23 protein-coding genes are annotated in these 26,296 nt (G+C 34.9%); 16 read left to right on the top strand and 7 right to left on the bottom strand.

All coding sequences use genetic code 11. The annotated features are described in order from the left end of the window. Positions 1-145 precede the first annotated feature (145 nt). The 3 genes from MSWAN_RS04200 (at position 146) to MSWAN_RS04210 (ending at position 7,119) form a co-directional block, all read left to right on the top strand. Entirely contained in the window at positions 146-2,416 is a 2,271-nt protein-coding gene (locus MSWAN_RS04200) for a DUF11 domain-containing protein (protein WP_048187898.1), read from the top strand. Positions 2,417-3,057: 641 nt separating this feature from the next. Further along, positions 3,058-5,850: an Ig-like domain repeat protein gene (locus tag MSWAN_RS04205; protein WP_048187900.1), complete on the top strand. Its 2,793-nt coding sequence runs from the start codon at positions 3,058-3,060 to the stop codon at positions 5,848-5,850. 348 nt (positions 5,851-6,198) lie between these two features. Continuing rightward, the gene (locus MSWAN_RS04210) at positions 6,199-7,119 is read left to right on the top strand and encodes a nuclease-related domain-containing protein (protein WP_013825368.1); all 921 of its coding nucleotides are present in this window, start codon (positions 6,199-6,201) and stop codon (positions 7,117-7,119) included. A 140-nt stretch (positions 7,120-7,259) separates the two neighbouring features. Here the strand turns inward: MSWAN_RS04210 and MSWAN_RS04215 are convergent, their stop codons facing one another. After that, positions 7,260-8,621, bottom strand: coding sequence for a PIG-L deacetylase family protein (locus MSWAN_RS04215; RefSeq protein ID WP_048187902.1), 1,362 nt, complete (start codon positions 8,619-8,621; stop codon positions 7,260-7,262). Between the two features lie 931 nt (positions 8,622-9,552). Here MSWAN_RS04215 and MSWAN_RS04220 point away from each other — a divergent pair. The 10 genes from MSWAN_RS04220 (at position 9,553) to MSWAN_RS04265 (ending at position 18,002) form a co-directional block, all read left to right on the top strand. Further along, a complete protein-coding gene (locus tag MSWAN_RS04220) occupies positions 9,553-10,242 on the top strand; it encodes a hypothetical protein (protein ID WP_013825370.1) in 690 nt (229 codons plus the stop codon). A gap of 135 nt (positions 10,243-10,377) precedes the next feature. Next, a complete protein-coding gene (locus MSWAN_RS04225; protein WP_013825371.1) occupies positions 10,378-11,265 on the top strand; it encodes an undecaprenyl-diphosphate phosphatase in 888 nt (295 codons plus the stop codon). A gap of 393 nt (positions 11,266-11,658) precedes the next feature. Continuing rightward, positions 11,659-13,041, top strand: coding sequence for a zinc ribbon domain-containing protein (locus MSWAN_RS12235; protein ID WP_013825372.1), 1,383 nt, complete (start codon positions 11,659-11,661; stop codon positions 13,039-13,041). A 383-nt stretch (positions 13,042-13,424) separates the two neighbouring features. Beyond that, a complete protein-coding gene (locus tag MSWAN_RS04235; protein WP_013825373.1) occupies positions 13,425-13,625 on the top strand; it encodes a hypothetical protein in 201 nt (66 codons plus the stop codon). Positions 13,626-13,897: 272 nt separating this feature from the next. Continuing rightward, the gene (locus MSWAN_RS04240) at positions 13,898-14,137 is read left to right on the top strand and encodes a hypothetical protein (RefSeq protein ID WP_013825374.1); all 240 of its coding nucleotides are present in this window, start codon (positions 13,898-13,900) and stop codon (positions 14,135-14,137) included. Positions 14,138-14,462: 325 nt separating this feature from the next. After that, positions 14,463-14,957 carry a hypothetical protein gene (locus MSWAN_RS04245; RefSeq protein ID WP_013825375.1) on the top strand — a complete coding sequence of 165 codons (495 nt, stop codon included), beginning with the start codon at positions 14,463-14,465 and terminating at the stop codon, positions 14,955-14,957. A 231-nt stretch (positions 14,958-15,188) separates the two neighbouring features. Next, positions 15,189-15,878: a CDGSH iron-sulfur domain-containing protein gene (locus tag MSWAN_RS04250; RefSeq protein WP_013825376.1), complete on the top strand. Its 690-nt coding sequence runs from the start codon at positions 15,189-15,191 to the stop codon at positions 15,876-15,878. An 847-nt stretch (positions 15,879-16,725) separates the two neighbouring features. Beyond that, complete coding sequence (locus MSWAN_RS13045) at positions 16,726-16,917, top strand: hypothetical protein (protein ID WP_013825377.1); 192 nt, start codon at positions 16,726-16,728, stop codon at positions 16,915-16,917. 32 nt (positions 16,918-16,949) lie between these two features. Beyond that, positions 16,950-17,357: a hypothetical protein gene (locus tag MSWAN_RS04260; protein WP_013825378.1), complete on the top strand. Its 408-nt coding sequence runs from the start codon at positions 16,950-16,952 to the stop codon at positions 17,355-17,357. Positions 17,358-17,702: 345 nt separating this feature from the next. Further along, a complete protein-coding gene (locus MSWAN_RS04265; protein ID WP_013825379.1) occupies positions 17,703-18,002 on the top strand; it encodes a hypothetical protein in 300 nt (99 codons plus the stop codon). Between the two features lie 72 nt (positions 18,003-18,074). On the opposite strand, the gene MSWAN_RS04270 is transcribed toward MSWAN_RS04265, so the two are convergent. The 6 genes from MSWAN_RS04270 to MSWAN_RS04295 all read right to left on the bottom strand — a co-directional run bounded on the left by MSWAN_RS04270 (position 18,075) and on the right by MSWAN_RS04295 (position 23,592). Next, positions 18,075-18,458, bottom strand: a complete 384-nt coding sequence (locus MSWAN_RS04270; protein ID WP_013825380.1) for a DUF5518 domain-containing protein — start codon at positions 18,456-18,458, stop codon at positions 18,075-18,077. A gap of 184 nt (positions 18,459-18,642) precedes the next feature. Further along, complete coding sequence (locus tag MSWAN_RS04275; RefSeq protein ID WP_013825381.1) at positions 18,643-19,215, bottom strand: response regulator; 573 nt, start codon at positions 19,213-19,215, stop codon at positions 18,643-18,645. A gap of 258 nt (positions 19,216-19,473) precedes the next feature. Continuing rightward, entirely contained in the window at positions 19,474-20,673 is a 1,200-nt protein-coding gene (locus tag MSWAN_RS04280) for a low temperature requirement protein A (protein ID WP_013825382.1), read from the bottom strand. A 139-nt stretch (positions 20,674-20,812) separates the two neighbouring features. Then, entirely contained in the window at positions 20,813-22,006 is a 1,194-nt protein-coding gene (locus tag MSWAN_RS04285; RefSeq protein WP_013825383.1) for an AAA family ATPase, read from the bottom strand. Positions 22,007-22,371: 365 nt separating this feature from the next. Next, positions 22,372-22,662 carry a putative quinol monooxygenase gene (locus tag MSWAN_RS04290; protein ID WP_013825384.1) on the bottom strand — a complete coding sequence of 97 codons (291 nt, stop codon included), beginning with the start codon at positions 22,660-22,662 and terminating at the stop codon, positions 22,372-22,374. Positions 22,663-22,980: 318 nt separating this feature from the next. Beyond that, on the bottom strand, positions 22,981-23,592 hold the full coding sequence (locus tag MSWAN_RS04295; protein WP_013825385.1) for a TetR/AcrR family transcriptional regulator: 612 nt from the start codon (positions 23,590-23,592) through the stop codon (positions 22,981-22,983). Positions 23,593-24,037: 445 nt separating this feature from the next. Between MSWAN_RS04295 and MSWAN_RS04300 the strand changes: the two genes are divergently transcribed. From MSWAN_RS04300 to MSWAN_RS04310, 3 genes are read left to right on the top strand one after another with little or no spacing between them, the layout of a single operon-like run. Continuing rightward, positions 24,038-25,117 (top strand): NAD(P)-dependent alcohol dehydrogenase, encoded by a 1,080-nt coding sequence (locus MSWAN_RS04300; RefSeq protein WP_320406970.1) that lies wholly within the window; start codon positions 24,038-24,040, stop codon positions 25,115-25,117. Between the two features lie 50 nt (positions 25,118-25,167). Further along, positions 25,168-25,839 (top strand): NADPH-dependent F420 reductase, encoded by a 672-nt coding sequence (gene npdG, locus MSWAN_RS04305; protein ID WP_013825387.1) that lies wholly within the window; start codon positions 25,168-25,170, stop codon positions 25,837-25,839. 54 nt (positions 25,840-25,893) lie between these two features. Continuing rightward, positions 25,894-26,253, top strand: a complete 360-nt coding sequence (locus MSWAN_RS04310; protein ID WP_013825388.1) for an SDR family NAD(P)-dependent oxidoreductase — start codon at positions 25,894-25,896, stop codon at positions 26,251-26,253. Positions 26,254-26,296 lie beyond the last annotated feature (43 nt).

A 26,296-nucleotide genomic window follows, 5' to 3' on the forward strand; every position in this document is an offset into this window, starting at 1 on the left:
AAATTGGTTTTATTCGGTTTAGTTGTCCGTATTTTGAGGATAAAATCGAAAGTTTTATTTATTGTGAAAATATTATCTTGTTTCGGGTATGATAATATATTCATTTTATACCTTGAATGGGCATAAAGGAGGTGAAAAAGACAAGATGAAACCTAAAAACAAGCAAATAAGAATTAAAATTCCTTTATTGTTACTAATATGTGTTTTAATATTTTCTGGTATTAGTGCTGTAAGTGCAGCCGGTACAGATAATTCCACAATTTATGTTAGTACACAAGGAAATGATAGTTGGGATGGATTATTGCCAATATATAATACTACAAGCGGGCCAAAAAAGACTATAACAAATGCCACAGGTACCGTTGCAACAAACGGAACAATTTACATAGCACAGGGAACCTACAACGAATCCGGAATAAACATCAACACTAACATGACAATCACAGGTGAAAACCCTACGAACACCATAATCAACGGACAACAAAGTGGAAACAGTATATTTTACATAGCACCTGGAATAACAGTTACCATAACCAACTTAACACTAACAAACAGCACTGCAATTGATAATGGTGGTGCTATTTTGAATGGTGGAAGTTTAACGGTAATTAACAGTACATTCACAGACAACACTGCACGTAATGGTGGAGCAATCACTAATGATGGTAATTTAACAGTAACAAACTCCATAATTAACAACAACACCGCAACAACTTATGGTGGAGCAATCTACAATGATGGTACTTTAACAGTGACAAGCACCACACTTAAGAACAACACCGCAAGTAATGGTGGAACAATCACTAATATGGATGGTATTGTAACAGTTACAAAATGCACACTCACAGACAACACTGCAGCCACTGATGGTGGAGCAATCAACAATTATGGTAATTTAACAGTAACAAACTCCATAATTAACAAAAACACCGCAGCATGTTACGGTGGAGCGATCGAAAATTATGGGACTTTAACTTTAACTAACAGCACACTCACAGGCAACAATGCAACATATAATGGTGGATCAATCTTCAATGCGATGATGGGTACTGTAACAGTGACAAATTCCACACTCACAGGCAACACTGCAGGATATATTGGTGGAGCAATCTACAATGGTGGCAGTAGTACTGTAACAGTTACAGACTCCACACTCACGGGCAACACTGCAACCACTGATGGTGGAGCCATTTACAATGATGGTGATGTAACAGTGACAAACTCCACACTTAATAAAAACAACGCAGGAAATGATGGTGGAGCCATCTACAATGATTATGGTAAAATAACAGTGCTAAATTCCACACTTACTAAAAACAATGCAACAAATGATGGTGGAGCGATCTACAATAGCTATTATCTTACTTTAACAGTTACAAATTCCACACTCACAGGCAACAATGCAACAAAAGGTGGAGCAATCTACAATCGTAATTATCAGTTTACAGTTGTTAGTTTTACTAGTATTGTGAATAACTCTGCAAGTTTTGGTAGTGCTATTTATAATGAGTATGGTGTTATAGATGCTAAGTCTAATTGGTGGGGTTCTAATAATCCAGTATGGACAGACCTCCTATATGGAATGTCAAATCCCCTAAACTGGTTATACATGACAATAAATGCCACACCAACCACTATCAACAATACTCAAAGCAGTTTAGTCACAGTTAATTTCAACAACCAGTATAATGGTACTACAGTTACTCCATTCGATCCTAGTACAGGTCACATACCTGATGGAACGCTTGTAACCTACAGCAGTGCACTGGGAAGTTTCAGTCCTGTAACCGCCACAACGGTTAATGGTATTGCAACATCATTATTCACAGCAAACAACGCTAGAACAGGTAATCTCAATGCAACTACGGATAATCAAACAGTTACACAACTGTTAACTGTGAATCCCGTGTCGTACTTGTATATGAACGTTACAAGTTCAAAGAAGAACCCAAGTGCTGGTGAAAAATTCATTGTAACATATAAGCTCAGTAACAGTGGACCGGACAATGCAACGAACGTTACAGTATCGTTCCAGATACCATCTGATTTGGAATTTGTAACTGCAAGTGTGGATAATGGAACATGGACCTACAACCCAACCAACCGAACCATAACATGGACGCTCAGCAACGTGGCTGTGGGAGATCCTTACCTATACCTTACAGTTAAGGCAGTGGGAAGTGGAAGTTACACAATCACACCAACAATAACCTCAGAAACATATAACAGTAACACCGAGTCATTAGCACCGTTCACGGTCAATGTACAGGAACAGAGCAACTCTAATGGTAACACAGTGAACGCTGCATCAACAACCAAAACAGTACCAATGCAAACCACGGGTATGCCAATTGCAGGATTAGTACTTGCAGTACTTGCAGTACTCGGTGGAACACTAGCACCAAGGAAAAAATAAACCCAATTTATCCCATTTTTCTTTTTTTTAAGGCTATAATAATTTAAAATCGTGTTTGCGAAGAAATGATAAATCTAATTTTGGATTCTACATTAAAATGTGAATTACTACTTTCATAATTGAATATTAATAATCAGCAGGTGCATGTGACAGACCTGAATTCATCCTTGAAAGACTATTTTAAACCCTTTAAAACTGTATTTGAAGGATAACCTGATTTCGGGGTAGCAAAGATTTGGTCATTTGAGCCTGACTCGGTAAAGACTTGGAGCTGAACCTCCCACGGGTGCACCACAGGACCTGGAATTCTTTTTCTATTTGTGTTTTTTGTGAATAGCATTATTTGTTGTGGTTAAACAGTTTACGTGTGTATTGGATATTTTTTGTATTCTTTTATCAATTTGCAGTGTAATATATGATTTTTATTTTCATATTTTAGTTAATATATTGCGGAACTGTTTAATTTAAGAGTATTATCTCCCATGGAGTTGATATTTTTTGTAAATTGTTTTTATACAATTTGATTGTCCGTATTTTGAGGATAAAATCATAAGTTTTATTATTGTGAAGGTATTACTTAACAATGGATACGAAATTAAGATAATATCTTATCCGGAACGAGCATGAAGGAGGTGAAAAACGTGAAAAAACAAACAACAACTAAAATGTTGATATTGATGGTTTTAATTGGTCTTCTCATTGTCATAACATCCTCAAGTGTTTGTGCAGCTTCAACTGTTTATGTTAACGCAACCGGGGGAAACGACTCTAACACTGGAACAATTGACAATCCATATCAAACAATGGCTCAAGGAATAAGTAGTGTTGATGAAAATGGGACCGTGCAACTTGCAGATGGAGTTTACTCTGGAACAGGCAACACCAATATCACAATTGATAAGAACATTACCATACAGGGCCTAAGCCAGAATGGAACCATAATTAATGGAACAGACACTAACTGGATATTCCATATCTCACCTGGTGTGAATGTCACCATCTGTAATCTGACATTTACCAACGGAATCGCATATGATGGTGGTGCTATCCTAAACTATGGAATATTGTCCATTTCGAACTGCACATTCACCGAAAACACTGCAACTCATTGGGGTGGTGCTATCTACAGCGATTCGTACCAAAGTATAATGTCTTTGACAGACTGCACATTCACTAAAAACACTGCATTAAACGGTGGTGGTGCTATTGCATATCTAAATATCTGCAATGTAACTAACTGCACATTCATGTATAACTCTGTAAAGGGGGTTGCATCCTGGTGCGGTGGTGCTATCGGTGCATATAGCCTTAGTAATTCTACTGTTACTGGGTGTAACTTCGTTGGAAACTCTGTAGATCCGATTCCTGATAGTTTCGGTGGTGGTGCCATCTATGTTTATAATGCCGCTTTAACAGCTAATTTTAACAGGTTCTACAATAACTCAGCCGGGTTAGGTAGTGCTTTTGCATATAATGTGGGTATAAATAGGGTAATAAATGCAGAAAATAACTGGTGGGGATCTAATGTTGATCCAACAACGGTTACTAACCTCATATATGGTCCTGTGGATGCTAATCCCTGGGTTATTTTAACTGTCAATGCAACCCCCAGCACCATCAACAACACCCAGACCAGTTCAATCATAGTGAGTTTCAACAATCATAGCAGTGATGGTAGTTCTTCCAGTCCATTGGACCCCTCTAATGGTCATATACCTGATGGACTTCCAGTAACTTTCAGTTTAATTGGCAACATCCTAGGTAGTTTGAATGAACCATTAACCGTAACAACAACTAATGGAACTGCTTCTATACTGTTCACATCTTGTAGTGCAGGTATTCAACAGATCAATGCCACAACTGATAAACAGAACGTTTCAGCATATGTAACCATTCTCCCTGCGTCTTTTGTGGGGATATCCAATGAATTCAGGGATCTTCCATGGGGTAGTGTTATAACCGCTGCTTATTACAATGACAAGATTTACGCCATTGTGAAGATGCACAACTTGGGACCGGATACCACTTCAATAAATGTTCGGGATCTGTTAAATGGTCTTACATGGACCGGTAACTATTATGTTTACCGTACTGTGGGATCATATCCTAATACAGAATCAGCGTGGGTTTTTAATGACCCTAGCTATACATTCAACGGCACAGACTGGAATGTAGGCTCCCTGTCAACCATGATTGGTAGTCAAAGATGGCTGGCCATTGAAGTAATTGTTAACCAGACTGGAACAGTTTCCAACTACGCAGAAACACTAAACCAGAGCACGTCACCTTACCAGGGATATGCTAATTACACTGCATATTTAACCAGTGATAGCATACCTACCACCATTACCGTGAATCCTGTTAGTGGCTTTGCTGGTCAGAATGTGACTTTCACAGTTAATCTGGTGGATTCTAATGGAAACAACGTGACTGATGGGCAGGTAACATTCACAGTGAACAACACCAATATTGGCACTGTGAATGTTTCTAGCGGCACAGCCATCCTAACATGGACAATACCAACTAACTGGACTGCAGGTAACTACAATGTCGTTGCAAATTATTCTGGTACTAATTATTTGGCTTCTACCAATAGTACGAACTTGACTGTGACTCCAAATCCAACTACTATTACTATGGGAAGTGTTAGTGGTTATGCTGGTCAGAATGTGACTTTCACAGTTAATCTGGTGGATTTTAATGGAAACAACGTGACTGATGGAAATGTTACATTCACAGTGAACAACAACAATATTGGTTCTGCAAACGTTTCTAACGGCACAGCCATCAAAACATGGACAATACCAACAACATGGACTGCCGGTAATTACACCGTCGTTGCAGACTATTCAGGAAGCAATAACTACTTAAATTCCACAAATAATACCTTATTAACACTGAACCCCTCAGCTTACCTGTACCTGAACGTTACAAACTCGAATAGTAATCCTAATGTGGGTGAAACATTCTTATTAACCTACAAACTCAGTAACAATGGACCAGACAATGCAACAAACGTTACAATGTCTTTCCAGATACCCGCAGGATTAGAATTTATAACTGCAACTGTAGACAATGGAACATGGACCTACAACCCAACCAACCGGACAATAACCTGGAACTTAACCAATGTGGCCGTGGGAGATCCATATCTATATCTTACAGTCAGGGCATCAGGAGCTGGAAGCTACTCTATCCTGCCAACGATAACATCAGATACATTCAATCAGAACACAGACCCATTAACATCATTTAACCTTAACGTACAAACACAAAACAGTGCTAACAATAACTCAACAGCAAACTCCGCAACTGTGAATGCAGCATCAACCACAAAAACCGTGCCAATGCAAACCACTGGTGTGCCAATTGCAGGATTAGTACTTGCAGTACTTGCAGTACTCGGTGGAACACTAGCACCAAGGAAAAAATAAACCTAATTTACCCCATTTTCTTTTTTTTAAGGATCAAAATAACAGAGGTTGAGTCGTTATTTTTTTTTAAAATTATTTTTTTGGGGTGGATTAACCTATAATGAAGGAATTGATTATACTTGAAATCAAATAAAAGCATTTCTAATCTTAAATGTTTAAAGAGTTTATTCATCACATTTTTTCTTAAATTTCAACATGTATTTTCTCCATCTAATTTAAATCAAATCAATCATTAATAACTATAAATATTTATTTATTACTCTTTAATGGCCCTACAACTAATTTTCAACAGATTAAAATGGAAAATAATAATAAATATGATTTTTTAATATAAAATCTGGTGTTTCAATGGGCTACTTGATCTGTGAAGAATGCAACATTTACTACGAATCTGAAGATGAGATGGAAGCTGAAAACTTTGTTTGTGAATGTGGCAATAAACCAGTTTATTTTAAATATCTCGAAGATTACTATGAAAATGGGAACAATAGTGAGAATTCAGATGATGAATATGTGAGAGACCGTATTTCTGAAGGTTTAACTTACACTGAGCATCAAGCATACTCTTACCTTGCTGAAAAAAATCTTGGAATTAAAATGGTTATAGCAGGTTTTTTAATCAGTTTATTAAGTTTAATTTTAGCGTTTGGGTTTAATAACATGTTTTATTTGGTTTTGATCTTAATTGGTGCCTTATCTATCCTATGGGGAGAATATAAAAAGGCTGTAAATGGTGCGGAAGGTTACTCATGGATCAAGGGTTTAAAAGGTGAAAATGAGGTTTTCAAATGTCTTGAAACCCTTCCAAAGGATTATTTTATTTTCAACGATGTTAAACTACCTGGGAAAGGTGGAAACATAGATCATATTGTTATCGGCCCCAGTGGAGTATTTGTTATAGAAACCAAAAATTACAGTGGAAAGTACCGTATAAACGGTAATAAATGGTTTTACTACAAAAACGGAAAGTATGTAGAAACATCAAAAAGTCCGGGTTCCCAAGTAGTAAGGAATGTTGTGAATCTCAAAAATTTCATGACAAAGAGAGGAATTCCAGGGTTGTGGATGGAAGCTATTGTGGCTTTCATAAATCAAGATTTCCGGGTAGTAAAAAAACCAGAAAGATACATGGTTCTGGTACCAGAAACAGTTCCAAAATATATTTTAAATCGTAGAAAGAATCCGGATAAAGAACTGTTAAAAAGGATTGCCTTAAATTTGGAGCCTTACTGTACAGATATTTCCGTCAGCCACAAGAAAACCCAATAATTGAATTTTATGAAATGAAGCTTTATATATTTCTTTAACTTGAAAAAATAATAAATAAGGGTTTTTAAAACCTTGAAATTCTTTTTTAAACTTCTTAGAATTCTTTTTAATTCTTGGATATGCTTCAAATTGGATATGCTTCAGGTAATATCTACTGTACGCCATGCGGTTGTATCAACAATTCCCTGTTTATTCGATACATCGGCGTTTATCATGAACTGATTACTGTTAATCATGCTTGATGGTATTCCTATTATAATCCCATTGTGTTTAACAATTGTTTTTATTTTAAGGTTGGATTTAACACTGTTTTGTGAAATCATTTGGTAGTTTGCCCTTCCGTTCATAATTTGAATGTCAATTCTGTTGGTGCCGTTGCTTGCGAATGTTCTTAAATGGAAATCGTAAAAAATATTATTTGAAATACCATTTCTTGTTTTTAGGGAGATCCAAGTGGTATTTTTATCCATTTCAAATCCTACTGCCATTAGATCTAAGGAATCTGTGTTATTGAGATTTAAATCATTTAAATATCTTATATCGTTAGCCATCAGTTCATTTTCAGGGTCGTTAAAGATGTCATTAACCATGAGGTCATTTTCAGGGTCGTTAAAGAGGGTTGGGGGAAACACTGATCCTTTGAGGAAGTTCGTTGATCTATTCTGTACAGATATATTTAAATCAGGATAAACTGAGAATAATTCATTTCTTTTTACAAATGATATCAGGTATGATGAGTCTGGTGTAATCTGGGATTTATAAGATTTTATTGCTAAAAATTCGAGTGCTTCATCATATCTGTTTAATGGAAATGTTATCCATGATGCCTCGTTTGAAAGTTCTGGAGAAGGTGTTAAATAAGAATTTGGGTTATATCCTCGAGGGTAAGGCCAGAGTGAATAAGCGTGGGCCAAATAGCCATACTTAATGCACTTATAATTCATCTGAGTGGTTGCATAGTTTATAAATGCACTTGTTGCCCAGTGATCTGTATTTTTATCATTTGGATCAGGATAAATTATTATTGTTGGCTTGAAATCTCCAATTACCTGCTCTAATTCATTGACTAGATTTTCACCGCAATATGGTGCGTTTAAATCATATGAAAATGAATTTCTGGAGTGGGATGTACCATCAGATTCTTCGTATAGATTTTTGTAATCCCAATTTTGATTGAATAAAAATCTTAAACCTTCAGGATAATCCAAAAATATAATTTTATCACTTTTAAGCCCCAATTTTCCCATTGCAGTTAAGGTTTCGGAATGTCTTTGATTTCCTATACTTTTAGAATCTCCACCATTGGTTACCACAAGAACTTCTACAGGGATATTATGTTCAATACAATACCGTATAACCCCCGCACTGCTAATGGTTTCATCATCAGGATGGGGTGCCACCACAAGAACCTTATCTGATTGTCCTATAGAATGACTTTCAGGATAGGTGGTGTTACTGTGGTAACCCTCGTAAGAATATAATGTTAATCCTAAAACTAACATCACAAACAAAAAATTCAGTACTATCCTCCTGTTAATCAATTTATATCAACTTTTTCAAATTTTTTTGTTTAAATTCATTACAAGAACATGAATTTCTATTTTTAAACAATTACAGATTAATGGGGTCCTATAAGATTTACCTATTTTTTTTGTTTTATGATGGTTCTCATGATTACTTTTGACATGTATAATTTTGCTTATTTTGGAACTTAAACCTTTATTTGCCATTATTTTTTTGCAAATTCTGAACTATGAGACAGCCTCTTTATACGATGTGAAAGTTAATATTCCTAACAACAATTTGTAAATATTTATTTCTAAACTTATGGTAATCCATTTTTTTTCTCTCTTAAATTAGTTTATTTGTTCAGTATTCCCTTCGTTGAGTGAAAAATTACTTGAATTAAAATAAAATATTAATTTTCAATCTTTTTGAACTATTCCTTTTATATTAGAAGTTATGGTTAAATATTTATTCCCCAGTTACACCCCAATTTGAACCCATTCTTTCTAAATACGAAAAATTCAGCAAATTATAAATAGCGCATCCCTCAAAAAGCCATAATATCACTATAATTTTCCTTGATTTGATCCATGATATCTGGTTAAGATTTTCAAACACTTCCATTTTTTGAATACCCAAATTTTTAAATGGAGATGGGATAAGATTGGGGCCAAATTAAGGAATAACTACTTAAATATTACTCAAAAAACTAAGACCCAGAAATATGTGGGGTTATTTTTTTTAAAGAATACTGTATTTCATGTAAGATAAAACAATAAAACGTTGATAAGTTTTTAATGGAAATATTTAATGCACTGTAACTCAAAAAGTGTTAAAAACCCATTGCACGTTAGGCAAAATATGGAAATAACCTTTTTTTTACAGAATACAAGAAACTAAGATTATTTATGGTTTAACAGTGGTATTATGAAAGGAAAATACAAAGTTATAATAATTATGATCAGTATCTGCATTGTGGTTGCTGGGACATTCTTTTTACTGGCTAACATGAATAACTCAAAAATTGGTTCAAATAGTAAAGGTTACGTTACAAAGGAAGTTTATGCTTCTTCAGGTTCGCCTCAAGTTAAAATTGCAGTTATTACGGGTATGCATCCGAGGGAGCTTCATGCTACTGACCTTGTTCCGCAGGTGGTTAAAGAATTTGCACTTCAAAATAATGTGGAAATTATTAATTACCAGGTCAATGTAACAGACGATCCACAAGATTTCAGTATCGGACGTAGCAATGGACAAGCCTTAGTTGCACAGTACGTGATTCCGGACATTAAAAAATCCAATGACTCCCTTGTGATAATCTGCCATGACCATAAAGAGGGCTACGGAACTGGTTACTACATTGCTACACCAACCCATGACAATAAATCTGTTACTTTAGGTCAGGCTGTGAATCAATCACTCCCTCAATTCAATTACTATCCCGGTTCAACAGATAGTAGAGAAAGCAGTTCAATAAACCAGGTAGATGAACCTTTAACCCAAGCAGGATTCCCAGTATTTGTTTATGAAATACCAGAATGGGTTGGGAATACTGAAGCTAGCAATATGACGTACGAACTTCTCAACGCGAGCTTTAATGCCTTAAAAGGCGAATAATTTATAAAATAGATATCTAAACGGACCGTGACTATGATCATGTTTGCCATTGATATATATCAAAAAATAATCCTTGGTATTTTAAGCCTTAATTGTACTATCTGAGCATATACAATAAGAAAATTAATAAGATAGATGAAAGCTAGTTTTAAAGTTATAGGAGGAGATCAAATAGATATTATTCAAGCCATTATTTTAGGGATAGTTCAGGGGTTGGCTGAATTTTTACCTGTGGCCAGTGCGGGACAGGTTATTCTAGCAACACATGCAATGGGTGTGACTTTCCCCAGTAATTCATCAGCACTTGCATTCAACACTTTACTCCACTTAGGTACGCTTACTGCCATTGTTATTTTCTTCTGGAAAGACATAATAAAGATCGTAGTTGCTTTTGTCTCCAGCATTATGGACATATTCCAGGGCAAATTTCAAAACGGCTTAAAAGATGATTCTTATAAGAAATTAGCGTGGCTTCTGTTGGTAAGTACCATTCCTGCCGGTATAACAGGCATATTGTTTACGAAACAGTTTGAAATGCTTTTCAACAGTGTGGTTGCTGTAGGCATCTTCTTAATTATAAACGGTTTCATATTATGGAGCTCGGAATATGCAAGAAGAGGAAACAAGAAAGTAAGGGAGATTACATTTAAAAATGCATTGTTCATTGGTATATTCGAGTCACTTGCTCTGTTTCCCGGAATATCACGATCAGGTTCATCCATCACTGCAGGTTTGTTCTCAGGTATTGAAAGAGAATGTGCAGCAAGATACGCTTTTTTAATGGCAGTACCAGTAATAGCAGCAGCAGTTGCAGTAGAATTTAAAAATATTGGGTCATTATCCTATGGAACCGGTTCAGTTTCACTCATAGCTGCTTATCTGGCTGTAGTAATATTTGGTTACCTGTCAATTGGACTTTTAATAAGAATAATAAAAGCCACAACCCTCAGAATATTCGCTTACTACTGCTGGATAGTAGGTGCCTTAGCCTTAATTTTAAGTTACATGCATATTTTGATCTAGATCCTTATCCATTCTTTTTATCTTTTTTTACACTTGTATGATACTTTTGAAGGTTTTAAGTTTCAAATGTTTTTGGATCTAAATAAAAAATCTTTTAACATCCCCTTTTGAAATATCAATTTTTATTGGAATGGTAAATAGAGGAAGTTGCTGTTGAAAGGTCCTTGGGAACTATTAAAGTATTCTTAAAATAATGTCAATAAATCGCAGAAATTTCCTTGAAATTGACGATCCAAACTATTTTTAATTTATTTCTGTTCATAATTATTTCTAATCAACTGAAACTGTTTCAATGGTTTCAGATTCCTTTTTCCCAAACTTAAAAAGCAGTATATATATTTCATGTAACCGTAAATATAAGTTATAAACTGGAAAAAGGGAGATGTGATTTCCATGGTCTACTGTTCGCAGTGCGGAGAAAAGAATCCAGATGGGGCTAAATATTGTTTTAACTGTGGTGCTCATTTAATCTATGAAAAAGACATTGAGGATGATTCAAAAAAGAGTGTACCTGAGAAGAGTGCAAAAGGTGTGGAACCTAGTCTGAAAGATGTTAAGCTGGTGGGGGACGATGTTGAACATTTAGAATCCTTGAGCAAGGAAAACTTCCAGAAGGACATGGACACACTGAAAGCATGTAACCATGAGATCATGGACCTTGTACATAAATTCAACAACACGAAGATGGATAAAAATGATTTCGATGGGTTTCTTCAGGATCTGATAGATGAGATAGATTCAAAGATCAGGGCATTAAATAAAGAATTAATCTGCGTGAGCCCGCAGATTGTCAGCGTTACCATCATCCAGGATAAGGAAAATCCTTACAAGATAAACATCACAACAAACGCAGATAAAGACAGGTTAAATAAATACGTGGAAACTTTAAAGGCAAGATTACAGTCTAAAGAGGCACAGGAAAACCTTCATGAGGCTATACCCTCAAATCCAAATGTAAATTCAGAAGCTAAAAACCCTCCAAAAACTGCATCATGGAGAGATCGGTGCCCTGTCTGTAAAAATGGAACCTTAAGCCTCTGCACCGAAAAGAAACTATTCGGTCTGGTCAACGAGAGCGAACTTCGCTGCCAGCACTGTGGAGCGGTGTTCACACAAAAAGGCCAAAATTATACATTATCCAGGGTTTCAGATACAAACAATCCTGCATGGAAAAATTATGGTAAGCAGGCCCTTACAGAATCTGAATGGACCAGCATCGCAAACGGGGGAATGTCCCAGGCACTTCAAAGAACAAGCGACCTGAACAATTGGATTGCTGATGCAAGGGCCGGGAATGTGAGGTTCACAGAACCCGCATCACCTGTTATATTGAAAAAGAATGAAAACGCGGTTCTTGTACTGCACAACATTGCTTTCTGGGAGCCCAGGGCTGTGAGGCAGACAAGTGGAATGTATGGCGGACCAAGTATCAGGGTTGCCAAGGGTGTGTCCTTCAGGGTTGGGGGTATGCAGGCTCGAAGCGAGTCCCATGAAGAGCTCAGGCAAATAGACAGTGGAGTGCTCACCCTCACAACCCGGAGGCTGATATTTGCAGGCAGCAAACGCACAATCAACATTGACTTGAAAAAGGTCCTGTCGATAGAAGCTTATAAAGATGGGATAGCATCTCAGCGGGAAAACAAGCAGAAAACAGAGTACTTCCTCAACACTGATAAATCAAGCCTTAATGTCACGGCCCATGGCAACCATTACGATCTCCCTGTAAATGGTGTGGTACTGAAGGCCATAGTTGAGGGGATGATAAAGCAGTTGTAATGCTATAATGGGTTTCAGTTATCCTAATTAGTTCATCCCTGAGTAAATATTTGGTTCGTTCCATGAGTAAACCAGTTTATTCATGAGATATTTATTCTGATTTATGCCTTAATTTAGACCTATTTTCCATTTTAAATAGTTTTATTTTACAAAATTTGTGTAATATTTCTTAGAAAGCAAAAAGAAGTAAAAAAGAAGTTTAAATAATTGAATGAAATAATCAAATGATTTTTATCCTTTTTTTACAAGAGTATAAGTAAGTTCATACAATGTATATACATCAAGATGTGGAATAAACATCAAGATATGAAATAAACATCAAAATGTGAAATAAAAACAGAAAGTTCTTGAAACTCTTGAAAATTGAATAAAAAGGTGAAACTATGGATCTTGATATAAAAAATAAAGAGATTAAAGGACTGAAAGAATTAGAATCAAAAATAAAACTTAAAAAAGAGATGAATCCTTACTATTCAAGGATTTATATCCCTAAAGACCTACTCAAAAATAAAATAAAATTTAATGTGTTGGTTTATGGGACTGAAAACCCATATCAAATCACAAAACCAGAAAATAAGTCATAAATGATGTCATTGAATTTAATTAAACTTTTTTTAAATCAATTTTCCAAAAGAATACTAACCCTTTTTTAAACTTTGAATTTATTTTAAAAAAAGAAATAAAACTCTTTTATGGGATGCATTATTTCCTGTGTTTAATGGTCTGCGTAATCATTTAGGACTTAAAACACCAGGGAATGTCATAAACTCCATCATAATAAAAATAATATCAAAAGGGCTAAATCCATATCTCCAGAGGATCAATATCATTGTAGGAATGTTAAAGGGGGTTCAAAATGGCTGAAAATAAAGGATTATGTATACATGACACAATACCACAAAATGAATTAGAGTCATTTAAGAGATATATTGAAAACAAAAAGGTAGATTCCAAACCCAATGATGTTTTAAATATAAAAGGATGTTTACTTAATGAAATAAGTTATTATGATAGCGTATTGGAAACAATTAGGATTTATACAGTAATTAAAAAAATCAATTTAAATGAGTCGGACAGGTTTTGTCCAATAAAATAACTGTTTTTTACTCTTTTTCAATATCTTTTTTTCTATATTAATCTATTTAAAGTTATATTGCCGTATAATGAGAGTTTATTCTGGATAATATACATTCAAAGTTCAAAGAATTCCAAAAAACTTTTCATACACTCGAATACAATGAAAAGTTAATAAAAATTTACAAAGTATTAAGGCCTTTAAAATCAAACTAATATTATCGATTTTTATTAAAAAAAACATTCTAAGTTCGTTAATTACTAATTTTCAATCTATAAGTACCTAAATTTCGTTCGTATCCTGATAAAACAATATAGACATTAAATAAAAAAAGGTAAGAAAAAAAATGGCTGAAAAAACCGGTAAAAAAATTCCTTTAAAACTATCACTTGATGAAAACGCTGTAAAACAAGCAAAAGAACAAATTCCAAACATTAGCAGAGTCATAGATGGCACGTTGAATATGATGTTAGAAACACAAGACACAGATGAATTTAAAATCAAAATGCAAATCAGGGATGAAGAAGAACAAATCATTAGGAGTGAAAATAGGATCAATGTTCTGCACGGCCAACTCAATATGGTCACGGACTTCCGCAACTCCAATGAGAAGGAAGTAGTCTGGAGCTTGGCCTGGAAATCATACAGAAGTCAACAGAACATCCCGGATGAACTCTTAAAAGATGCATTAACAACATTCAATATGTCTAAAGAGGACTTCATGGCACTTATTAAAGAAGTATGTTTTTGTCATACAGCAAAGCAGATAACTGGGTTTGATGCTCAAAACTGGACATTTGTACACGAACAAGAACAATTCGAAAGATTCGTAGGATACTGAAAAAAAATGGATAAATTATTCTGTCCTATCTGCGGATCTAAACTTAAAACAGATAAAAATGGTTTGAAATGTTGTAACGACAAATGTTCAAAGATTTTCAAAAAAAACAGGACGCTTTGAAATTCATCAAAACGGGGCGGAATGATGGACAATCTCGCGGAGATATCTGACTGAAGGTTTTTAAAATTTTGGATATAAAAATAGAATTTATACATGAAGGTGTGAATAAACTTGACAAACAATAAAAAACTCATTAAAATAGTTAAAAATGGTCCATTTTTAGTTTCTGGTAATATTCCACTCGTAAAACTTGCAATCAAAACTGATAAAAAAGGTTATCCCTGTGAATGGGTTGAAAAAGAGAAATATCCATTACAAGAAGAATATGCACTTTGTAGATGTGGGCACTCAAAAAATAAACCTTATTGTGATGGAACCCATGAAAAAATCCGCTTTGAAGGTACTGAAACTGCAGGTCAAGAACTTTATGTAAATAATGCTAAGGAAATGGAAGGTCCAGATCTATTATTAACAGACAATTATGGATTATGTAACCATGCTGGTTTCTGCGACCGTGCAGGTGGAATTGGATATTTAGTCAGACACTCCGACGATCATAAATCTAAAAAAACAGCAATTAAGATAGCTGGAAACTGTAACTCCGGAAGATTTGTAGTTTGGGACAAGGAAACTGGAAATCCAATTGAACCTGACTTTGAACCATCCATCGCAATCACTGAAGAACCTGAAAAAGGTGTAAGCGGCCCACTATGGGTCCGTGGAGGAATATCTATAGAATCAGCAGATGAAACTGTATATGAAGTTCGTAACAGAGCTACCCTTTGCCGCTGCGGAGAATCATCCAATAAACCTTTCTGTGATGGAACTCACATAATGACGGATTTTGATGACAGGCAATAAACCATCAAAAGATAATCTCTGAAGGAAGTTATCCATAATTTTATTTTTTGTACAAATTATAATAATAATAAGTTTAAATTATTCTATCATAAAATATGATACTCATTTTCAGTGCTTATTATAAAAAGTAAAGGTTAATAAAGATTTATTGGTTTAATTAAGTAAAAATACCAAAATAATCTTTATATATTTTAGATCATTTATGTGAGCTGAAATATCGTGTTAATTAAACAAAAAGGAAAGAAATAAATATTTTATTGATCACAATTTTATATAATTTTCGCTTAATATGGCAAAATTTTAAATTATTAATATGATTTGTGTGGATGGATGAGATCTAAATATTAATGTTCTCCTTAAAAATCCGTAAACCAACTGTGAGTAAAGTATTTACTCTACTTCTTAAGGAGGTACCCAAATTCAATTTAACCTTGAAATCTTAACATTACTGACCATATTCATTGTAGTTATAGCTGCTAGTCTAATAAAACAGTTATATAAACATAACCCTCATTATAGTAAGCGTTATGGGGATGAAATTGTTCTTTTTCACAGTGAAGAAAGGTATAAACGAAAAATATGGAGATTTAGTGTAATTGAAGATCTTAAAAACCGAAAGGGCAAAGGAAAAATCACTGAAAAATTAGAACTCAAAATTGTTGTCGGAGAATTTGACGAAGGTACACAAGAGGTCATTAAACACGCAGTTAACCACAATTTTGAATCAATAACAGTTATAAGTGGCCCTAAAATATGGTGTGAGGATAAAAGTGAAATATACACAGTTCTTGCCAATCACAAGTTCATAAAATATTTAATTCTTCCTCAAAGACCTACAAAACATTACATGATCTTCAGTAAAAAGCATTTATTCATTGAAAAAGTCCATAGACACACCGAAAAACGTGGCGCAACTGGAATTAAAAATGCCAACCCCGAACTAATACAATTCTATGAACAAGCATTTAAAAAAATGTTAAAGCATGCCAAACCCCTCACCAAAGAGGATATACTAAAACAGCAATGCTACATAGGTTGAAAAAATTAAAATTATAAGAGGTGTCTAAAAAAATGGATATTAACACTTTAATACCTCCGTTCATGGTTATTAGTGTGGCAGGATCTTCCTTATCCATAGCAGCATATTCTGCATTTATGGAAAAAGACAAAGACAAAAGATTATTACTGATCATTGCCCTTGTTTTCGCTTTCGCAGTTGTAGTATCCATATTCTTATCCTTCATCACACTAGAAGATATGACATTTAACCAATACATCTTAACTTTAATGTTCTATGCATTGATTCTTTTAGCAATATCATTAGTTATAGGATTCATATTTCATCGTTTAATAATTGATCAACAAATTTGGAATGCAGAATTAGAATCAGCAATAAACACCATAGAATCCAGTAAGGACGGATTAAATGGTCCAATTACATTTGAACCTGAAACCAATGAAAACTTTAAAAGAAAGTAAAATGATGTTAGAATATTTTATGGTGAATATGGGAAACTTTAAAGAATTATATTCTGGAAGATGAAGGCTATCTTAATAAAGAGTAGTAGTTCAGAAACCGGTTATTGGGATGTTGTTAAAAATTAATTTATAAATTCCTAACAAGAACTATAAATGGACGATAATACATCATTTTTTAAGATAAAATGAAGTATATGCACGTTTTAAATAAAATCTAACTTAAACCCAGATTATTTATATAAAAAAAATTCAATTAGTAAGTGTTTTCAATTTTTCAGCATTTTTAGAGTACCAAATAACATGCTTTATATTGGTGAATGATTAATTGATTATTAGTGATATTTGATGGGGAAAGCATTATTGATTAAAAAAGTGAAAATAGTTCCAGGTTTAGAAGGTAAAACCGAGTTTGAACGAGATAAAAATCAAGTACAATTGATAATACTTGATGATGGAAATGTGATTAAAATAAAATTTGAAAATAATGAAAATCATATAAAATCTATAGAAATACCTACAGACGGGTTAATTAAAACAGAATTTGAAAAAAGTTCGAAATGGGATGTTAAGTTTGTTTCAATTCATGGTACTGGAGAAATATATTATGAAAAATTAAAAGCATCGGAAATTCGGAAATATCCCTAAGATGTAATATAAAAGTCTATTCCTCCTCTTCACATTCATCATTTTAACTTTTCATGCATCCCTTAATATGTCTCAGTCTCTTTGATCTTTATTGTTTCTTTTGATTTTTCGCCTTAATCTGGGTAATAATGAGCCAACTGCACCGCCTATTGCACCCATGATTATTAGAATTATTAATTCTTGAGGTGTGTTTAATGGGATATAAGTTGATAATTGTGCAGAAAACGTAGCAAATTGACCTTTGAATAAGATTAGTAACCACAATATTAATGCACCTACAACACCCATAAGCGCTCCATTAATCACCCCATCAGCAAGCCCATATGAAATGTAACCAACGATCATACCTGCAAGTAGAAAACCAACAACCGCTGATCCAACACCTAATTTAGTTAAAACTACCGTAAATGCAATTGCCAAAATAAACCCTTTAAGCACAGTGCCAATATTTTCCATAAAAAACCATCTCCATTAAAAAAATAGTTTAATTTAATATCCATTTTATGTATTCTTTTTTTATTTTAGGACTCCAATTTCCCTATCTCCAGAAGCAATGAAAATGGCTTATCTTTAGTTTTGGTGACTAATGAGCGATATTTGTTGGGATGTAAAGCGTGGAGTTTTCACATATTTTGGGGTCCTATTCAGTATTCGATGTATAGGTGAGCCAGAATTCTTTTATGGATTCAACTACGTTTTTGTATTCTTCCAAGTTATTGGGTTTAGTTAAAAATAGATCCGGGTGATATTTCTCTAAATGTTTCAATTTTTCAAAATCATCAGTTAAAATAATCACCGGTACATTTTTTATTATACTCTTCTTTTTCATAATATCTTCTAGAATTTCCAATCGACCTTCACTGCGTAAGGTCGGAAAATCAAATATTATTATATTAGCTATAGGAAAATCAGCAAACACGCCTTCTTGGAATATCATATTAAATGCTTCTTCCACACTTCCTGTAAAGCGGATGCTAGTAGTAAGGTTTGTTCTTCTAAATGTTGTAATTAATTCATGCATAAACTTTGGATCATTTCCAATTAATAGAATTTCAACTGTTTCATTTATCTTTTTTATAAACTCATTCAAAACCCTTTCAAAATCGTGTTTCACAGAAGTTTTCAATGCGTATACCAATTTTTCAGTATCATCTTCATTTAATACATTACGCAATATTCTTTCAACAACATTCCATTCATCGCTCCCACTCATAAATTAACATCCCCCATACTATATCTCTTCAACATCCTAAAAGAATTATTCCCCCTAGAATGGGTTATAAAAAAAATAGAGATAATTTAAAAGTTATTTTTTACTAACTGAAAAGGGACGTATAAGTCATGCTATATTATTTAGGAATATTCGTGTTCAGCGGCTATTTTCTCATTCAAAGAGTATAAAACAATCATTCCTTCATCTGTACCTATTTCTGTGAGTAACATTTACGTATTGGATTCAAACTATTTTTAGTCATTTGTACATTTTACAAACTGTTGGAGGCTCTCTGAAGCTTAAAATCATCTTCACGATGCAGAGCAGGGTTAAAATTCCAAGTATCATATATCCTGAAAATAGGGAACCTAAAAATCCTGTAAGTACCACCAGACCTATTATAACATAGTAAGGTGCTCTGAATATCTGCAGCTCCCATTTTTTACAGGTTTCCAGGCTGTAGGAGGATATGAAGATTGCAGTGAGTGATAGAAGTGCAAGGCCCAGGGACGCTGTAAAAAGCCAGACCTCCCCTGCAGGCATAATATTTCCCCAGCCAGTGTACATCACATGTTTGATTCCAACTGCAGCTGAAACGATTCCAATAAGCAGTGGAAAGTGGGAGTAAAGCCAGAGCTGATACTTACCCACTTGAGTTCCTGCTTCCTGAACATGGGCTTCAGCACCACCTGACTCCTCAAAGTAACCCCACCATATACTGAAGGCTATAAGAAGACCCATAAAACCTGCAAATCCTGTTATAAAGTTTGCTCCAGTGGTTGTGATTGCGAAAACAACACTTACAATGGTTTCACCTATGAGTATGATGGTGAAAAGTCCCAATCTTTCAGGTATATGTGTTGGATGAAGTGGAAGTTCTGCCTGAAGCTTTCCTGCTGTTAATGGGGTTAAAAAATCCACAAGAAGACCGAATCCCCAGAGTGCAAAACGTAGTGGTGTGGGTACGAAGGCTGAAATCAGCCATATCATGGCTGCAGCTCCAAAACCTACAACGTAATGTTTCACAAGACTCCTTGCTTCTGGTACGTGTCTGCCAACTCTTATGTACTCTGCAACCAGTATGAACCTTAAAAATGCGTATGAAATTGCAAATCCTGGCCCTGAAGAGCCCAGGGCATTTTTAACATCCACTGTCAGGGCTGCAACAACGAGTATCTGAAGCATGGTCAGAAACCTGTTGAACATGTCATCTGTACCGAAACGGCTGAGATAAAATGTTTGACCGGCCCAGCTCCACCATATTGCAAAAAATATGGGTATGGACTCTAAAAAGACAGTTAGAGTGTAGTTACCATTGAGGTTCAAGGCAAGCTGGGAAATTGCAGCAACAAATATCAGATCAAATAGGAGTTCCAGCCAATCTGAATGTTTTTCAGAGTTTTTATCGTAGGAAAACTGAAGATCGGGTTTCAATATCAAATTCTTTCTAAACTTCATTTTATTACCTGCAAATAATAATATGAACTAGATTTTATTCCGTCAGATTTCTACACCAAGATTTTCAAGGTTTTTACAATAAAGATTCTCCTGAAACTCATGAAGAGGTTATTGGGGATAAAGGAGATTAAAAAAGTTTTTAAGGCGGATAATAACCGTTAACTTTCTTTTTATGTTTAAGCCATGCTTCAAGCATTTTTTCTTCTATTTTATACCCCTCTGAATCGTTGAAGATTATAATTCCCTTGTTTTTGAGGATATCCAGATATTTTGCCAGAGTATTCCGGGATATATTCACTGTTTTTAGAAGTTTGCTCCATTTTTGAGGGCCGTTATCAACTATTGAAATCACTATTTCCCTTTCAGTTGGGGATAGGGTTCCCCAGATCTGTATCCACATGACTGTGATCTGATCCATTTTTTCAGAAAATGTTTCTTTGACCTTTTCATTGTTGTAAATTTCACCAGAGGACATGGTATTACAGAAGCTGTTTATATACGCGGGGATACCTCTTGTACATTCATAAAATCTGTTGAATCCATCTTCTGTAAATTTAATTTCTTTTACCTTCTCTTTAAGATACCCTTTTACTTCTCCTTTGGAGAATGGGTCAATATTTACCTGAATCATCCTTCCACCGAATGCACCGTTTTGTCCGTTTATCATCTGGATGATTTCACTTGTTTTTGAGACAGAACCTGTGAAGATGTAACTCACGTTGTCCTGATTTTGAGTGTAACTTCGAATCAACCAGAAGAAGGATGTGGGATTTTCCAGTTCACCGATCAATTGAAATTCATCTATTACAATTACAAAGCCCTGAATGTTGTCTGATGATTCAACTACTTTTTGAGGGAATTCCATTACAAATTTGCTTAATTTTTCATAGTCATCATGACCCTCTGGAACTGCAATTCCAAGGATATTTCCTGCCTCTTTAAAATCATATTGTTTCAAGGTTATTTTACTTAAAAAAGTGTTTACAGTGTTATGAATGTTCTTTAATGTTCCGGAACTATCCTTTAATGCCTGGTTCATTGAGTCCAGTAAATAGTGCATTATCAGTTCTTCTTTAAGATTTCCCTTCTGATTTCCGTAGGCCCTTGATATATCAATGTATGCCACCAGGATGTTGTCTGGTAGTTCGTTTAGTAACTTTTTCAGAAGAAAAGTTTTTCCCACACCTCTGTACCCTGTAATGAGTATCTGTTCGGCTACATCTTCATTTAGGGCATTTAAATGGTTTTTTAACTTTTTAAGTTCCTTTTCCCGGTTGTAGAAATATTTTTCAAAGTCTGAAGGAACTCCTAAGGGTAGTATTGGAATGTTCATCACCACAATTTTAAGTGTAATTAATCCTACAGTTACAATTTTTAAGTATATTTAATTATACTAGTTCAACTTATTAAAAGTTCTAATTTGAGTATATCTAATTGTACTAGTTCAACTTATTAAACAGTATATCTAATTATACTGATCCTACTAACTATACTCTAAAATGTTAGTATATTTAATTATACCAGTCTATTTATTTAAAATGTGATACTTGGTACAATTAGTTGTATCGCTCTACAAACACAAAAACAAGAACAATTAAACCCCCAAACTACAATCAATTATCAGAGAATGGGTAAATCATAAATACAAACTGATAAAACATAAAATAGCAAAAAGAGGAGTATAAAGACTTAATGCGATTATACTTCCTCAGCTGAATAAACACCAATATCCATTTCTTTAGCTACAATATCTTCGATAGCTGCGCCAAATGCTTTGAAATGTTCTGTTTGCATATGTGCCTCTAAAACTTCAGGATTTTCCCACTGTTCGAGCATCAACAAAAGGTCATAGTCTTCAGTGCTTGCATACAGATTGTAGCTGATATTACCCGCATCTAAACGACTGGAATCAATCAGATCTTGCGATTTTGAAATAATATTATCCCTCTCACCAGATTTAGCAGTTATTTTAGCCGTTACCATTATCATGTTCCTTTCCTCCTTTGACAATCCCTGAAATTTTCATCCATCAATAAAGGATTTTCTCAACTGGTTAAAACATCCTTAAACTAATTCCATATAATGGAATCATCATATATAAACATAGCGAATGTTCTGTTTGTAATCTAGTAAAGTGACCTAGACAAAGTGATTGGGACTAAATGTTTTAGATTCTCACAATATGGATAAAAAAAGCATTAAAACCATGTAATATGAATAAAAGGAGTATTAATGTGTAATATGAATAAAAAAAGAATAAATAAGTATTAAACTCTTTCAAAGAACATGAAAGAAGTTGTAGTTAGTCTATGCTTTTATAGAACTCCATATCTGCTCCATATTTGCTTCCATTCGTTTTTCTAGTGATATTGCAGGCATTCCTATCCACATCAGGACTGTTCCAACCATAACAGTTTCAATAGTTAGTGAAATTTCAGTGGAGTCAATATCCTCTCTTATTACGCCCTGAGATATGCCATCGTTGATGACGTCTTTGATGAATTCAAACAGGTTGTAATAAAATTCTGTGTAGTGTTCACTTATGATATCGTATTTTTGAACACCTTCAAATAGCAGTAGATGTAGAGTCCTGTAATCTATTTTTTCAGCGCCTTCACATAGCTGTGTAGTTTCGTTAATAACTGAATCGTCGCCTACAAGTAACAGTATCACAGTTTTTAATATTTGTTTTGGTGTGCCCTTGCACTCTTTCATCTGCTCTATGGTCGAGCTAAAATAGTTAAATATGTATTTGTTAATCACTTCGACGAGTAGAGTATCTTTACTATTGAAGTGATAGTAAAATCCGCCAGTAGTAATGTCTGATTCTCTTATAATCTCATTCAAAGAAACATCAGCAAATCCTTTTTTTAGAAATAGCTTAAAAGCCGTTTCCATGATCCTAACTTTTGTTTCCATGTCTATCCTTCTTTTTAATTGGTTTGGTAAAATTCAAGTATTATAAGATCTGTATATGGTATTATAAACTCCAAGATACATTAAAAGGTAGTTTCTGGAAACCAGTTAATATATTTTCCCCTTTAGTAGTTGAATGGGGAGATGTTTTATCAGATTATACGCAATAACAAAACATATACAACAGTTATACTTTGGTTTAGCACATTAAGATCTTTTTATAAGGTTGGAATGATTTTAGCAGCATTGTATTTCTTAACAAGAAACTTATCGTTGGGTAAATATTATAAATCCTATTTTTTTTGGATAAATCGGTGCAAAACGTTATTTTCAGGCCACTTAAAAAGAGAACAGTCTCTATAAATATAATTGATTAATCGTTACAGACCAACTATTCGGTATGTTTATATAGGATAAATGTATAATCCCTATCCATGGATTAAACGAGGTGAAAAAAATGAAAGGATATGCAATGTTAAAGATTGGTGAAACAGGATGGATAGAAAAAGATAGACCAAAATGCGGCCCAAGGGATGCTATAGTTAGACCAACAGCACTGGCTCCATGTACCTCTGATGTCCACACCGTTTGGGAAGGAGCATTAGGTGACCGACATAACATGATCCTAGGACATGAAGCTGTAGGTATAATAGATGAAGTAGGAAGCGAAGTTCAAGACTTCAAACCTGGTGACGAGGTACTTGTACCTGCTATAACTCCCGACTGGGATACTGAAGCATGTCAACGTGGTTTTCCATCACAAACCGGAGGTGCCTGTGGAGGATGGAAATACTCCAACTTCAAAGATGGTGTATTCGGTGAATTTTTCCATGTCAACATGGCAGATAACAACCTAGCAATTTTACCAGAAGGTATGTCCCGAGAAGCAGGGGTTATGATCGTTGACATGTTGAGTACGGGATTCATGGGTGCTGAAAACGCTGCAATAGAACTCGGAGCCACTGTTGCTGTCCTTGGTATCGGAGCAGTAGGACTCAGTGCTATAGCTGGTGCAAGACTAGAAGGTGCAGGAAGAATATTCGCAGTTGGAACCCGACCAATATCAGTTGAAGTAGCTAAAAAATATGGGGCAACTGATATAGTCAGTTACAAAAATGGAGATACTGCAGAACAGATTCTTGAAGCAACCGGTGGGGCAGGTGTTGATGCTGTAATAGTAGCTGGTGGTGGCCCTGAAATATTGTTAGATGCATTCAAAATGGCCAAAGCAGGATCCAAAATTGCCAACATAAACTACTTCGGGAAAGGACAGGGAGATAAAGACACCGTACCAATACCCCGTATAGATTGGGGATTCGGTATGGCTGACAAAGACCTGATCACTGGACTATGTCCTGGTGGAAAGACCAGAATGGAAAGACTGGCAGACCTTGTGACTTACGGACGTGTGGACCCAACACTTATGGTCACTCACACCTTCAAAGGCTTCGATAAAATAGAAGAGGCACTTTTCCTCATGAAAGAGAAACCAAGGGACTTAATCAAACCAGTTGTCCTTCTAGAGTAAATTTCAATCATTTTTTTTCTTTTTAAACAATAAAATGGAGTGTTGATAGAATGAAAATAGCAATTATTGGTGGAACAGGTGGCCAGGGTTTAGGAATTGCCATACGTTTTGTACAAGCTGGAGAAGATGTTATAATTGGTTCAAGGACAGTTGAAAAAGCTCAGGCGGCTGTGGATAAAGTTAAAGGACTTTTAGCTAAAGATGAAATTCCAAATCTTAAAGCCGCTGAGAACTCTGATGCCGCAACAGAAGCTGAACTACTGGTTTTAACGGTACCTTTAGCCGCTCAAAAGTCAACTTTACTCTCTATTAAAGAAGGAGCAGCTGGTAAAACATTGTTGGATGCTACAGGACCTTTAGAATCAGCTATAGGTGGCTCCCCTATAACTTACCTGGCTCTCTGGGACGGTGCAGCAGCAGAAAGATCAGCTAGACTCTTAAAAGACACCAACGTAATCTGTGCATTTAACAACATCAGCTCATCAGCTTTAATGAACTTCACAGAACCAATTGACTGTGATTGCCTCATCTCTGGTGATGATGCAGATTCTAAGGTTGTGGCCACAGAAGTAATCGAGAAAATACCTGGTGTCAAAGTTGTTGACTGCGGACCATTGGAAAGAGCTAAAATCATAGAAAAAATCACCCCTCTTTTGATTGGATTAAACATAAGAAACAAAACCCAATTTGGAGGAATAAGAATCACAGGTTTAGATAAATAATCCAATTACTCATAAAAATCCAATCACTTACTAAAATAAGCAGGGGTTTCATAAATGAAATTGGAAAACAAGGTTGCAATTGTTACTGATGGAAGTTCTGGGATAGGAAATGAAATTGCTAAACTTCTTGCAAAAGAAGGAGCATCTGTTGTTGTGGTTGCAAGGAGAAAAGAAACATTGGAAAATCTTGTCAATCAAATAAAAGCTGATGGTGGAAAAGCCATAGCTGTTGACGGAATTGCTAACAATGAAAACGATATCCAAAATGCCATCAACACTGCTTTAAATGAGTTTGGGAAGTTGGACATAATAATGAACACTGTGGGAATAGCAGAAGTAATATCTCCCGTTGCTGATATGGGAGAGGGCATTTGGGAAGTAAATCTTAACGTTGATTTGACAGGAGCCATTTAAAGGGGGTTATCCAGCAAATTAGTAAATATAGAAGTTCATTATT

The organism is Methanobacterium paludis, assembly GCF_000214725.1.
Classification (GTDB): domain Archaea; phylum Methanobacteriota; class Methanobacteria; order Methanobacteriales; family Methanobacteriaceae; genus Methanobacterium_C; species Methanobacterium_C paludis.